The 2105-nt window shown below is 75.1% G+C and carries 1 protein-coding gene and 1 pseudogene; both read left to right on the plus strand.

All coding sequences use genetic code 11. The annotated features are described in order from the left end of the window. The coding region (locus HW445_RS28265; RefSeq protein WP_180223695.1) for a uroporphyrinogen-III synthase at positions 1–888 on the plus strand (888 nt) is incomplete at its 5' end. 50 nt (positions 889–938) lie between these two features. Then, a pseudogene (locus HW445_RS28270) lies at positions 939–2105 on the plus strand (helicase); the annotation flags it as partial.

Here is a 2105-nt window from a genome sequence, read left to right on the forward strand (position 1 = left end):
GAGGGCTGGGGGCTCGGCGGGGACCTGCTGGACGTCCTCGGCGGCGTCCGCATCCTGGCCCGCGGCCCCAAGGTCAAGGGCGCGGTGCGGGCCGCGGGGCTCACCGAGGAGTGGTCGCCCGCCTCCGAGTCGATGGCCGAGGTCCTGGACCGGATGCTGGCCGAGGGCGTCGACGGCCGCCGCGTCGCCGTCCAGCTCCACGGCGAACCGCTGCCCGGCTTCGTGGAGGCCCTGCGCGAGGCCGGCGCCGAGGTGGTCGGCGTGCCGGTCTACCGGTGGATGCCGCCGGAGGACATCGGCCCCGTCGACCGGCTGCTGGACGCCGTCCTGGCCCGCGCCGTCGACGCCGTCACCTTCACCAGCGCGCCCGCCGCCGCCTCGCTGTTCTCCCGCGCCGGTGAACGCGGACAGCTCGACGCCCTCCTCCACGCGTTCGCCCAGGACGTCCTGGTCGCCTGCGTCGGCCCGGTCACCGCGCTGCCGCTGCACTCCCGCGGGATCCGCACCGTACAGCCGGAACGCTTCCGCCTCGGCCCCCTCGTCCAGCTCATCTGCCAGGAACTCCCCTCCCGCGCCCGCGCCCTGCCGCTCGCCGGGCACACCGTGGAGATCCGCGGCCACGCCGTCCTCGTCGACGGCGAACTGCGCCCCGTGCCCCCCGCCGGGATGGCGCTGCTGCGCGCCCTCTCCCGCCGCCCGGGCTGGGTGGTCTCCCGCGCCGACCTGCTGCGCGCCCTGCCCGGCACCGGCCGCGACGAGCACGCGGTGGAGACCGCGATGGCCCGGCTGCGCACCGCCCTCGGCGCGCCGAAGCTCATCCAGACCGTCGTCAAACGCGGCTACCGGCTCGCCCTGGACCCGGCGGCGGACACCAAGTACGCGGATTGACCCAGGTCGCGTACTGTTGACGGCCGCCAGTACGCATGAAGGGGACACCGGTGGCCGCTCAGGCACAAAAGGGAACCGCGGTCGACACGGCCCGCAGCACGGCTAGCGGGACGGACGGCGACGCGGCGGGGGACTCCGCCAGAGAACGCGAGATCGCCCTCGAGCAGGAACATCTCGACCGGGTGTACGTCCGCCTCGAGGAGAAGATCTCCGAGGCGGAGTTCCTGATGCGGGACGCCGCCCGCAAGGGCCACGTCGGCACGCCCGGCGCGCTCGCCGAACGCGACGCGCAGGTCTTCCGGGCCGGCGTCCGCCTCAACCGGCTCAACAACGAGTACGAGGACTTCCTCTTCGGCCGCATCGACATGCTGGAGGGCAGGGACGGCAAGAAGGGTCCCGACGGCGCCTACACCTCCGTGGAGCCCGCCGAGGGCGCCATCCGCGACGACGACACCGCGGACATCGGCGAGACCCTGCACATCGGCCGCATCGGCGTCCTCGACGAGGACTACGCGCCGCTGGTCATCGACTGGCGCGCCCCGGCGGCCGCGCCGTTCTACCGGGCCACGCCCGTCGACCCGGGCCGCGTGGTGCGCCGCCGCGTCATCCGCTCCCGCAACCGCAAGGTGCTCGGCGTCGAGGACGACCTGATGCGCCCGCGGCTCACCGCCCGCCTGGACGGCCGCGAGCTGGCCGTCATCGGCGACGGCGCGCTGATGGCCGCGCTGGGCCGCGCCCGCGGCCACACCATGCGGGACATCGTCTCCTCCATCCAGGCCGAGCAGGACCAGGTGATCCGCGCCCCCGCCGCCTCCGTCACCTACGTCGAGGGCGGCCCCGGCACCGGCAAGACCGCCGTCGCCCTGCACCGCGCCGCCTACCTGCTCTACCAGGACCGGCGGCGCTACGCGGGCGGCATCCTGATCGTCTCCCCCACGCCCCTGCTGGTCGCCTACACCGAGGGCGTGCTGCCCTCGCTGGGTGAGGAGGGGCAGGTCGCCATCCGCGCCATCGGCTCACTGGTCGACGGCGTCGAGGCCACGCTGCACGACTCCCCGGCGACCGCCCGCGTCAAGGGCTCCTACCGGATGCTCAAGGTGCTGCGGAAGGCCGCCCGGGGCGCCCTGGAACTCGGCCCCGGCGGACGCGGCGACACCCCGGCACCCCAGCGGCTGCGGGTGGTCGCCTTCGGCCGCCGCCTGGAGCTGGAGGCCGAC

It is taken from the genome of Streptomyces sp. UH6, assembly GCF_013421635.1.
GTDB lineage: Bacteria > Actinomycetota > Actinomycetes > Streptomycetales > Streptomycetaceae > Streptomyces > Streptomyces abyssomicinicus.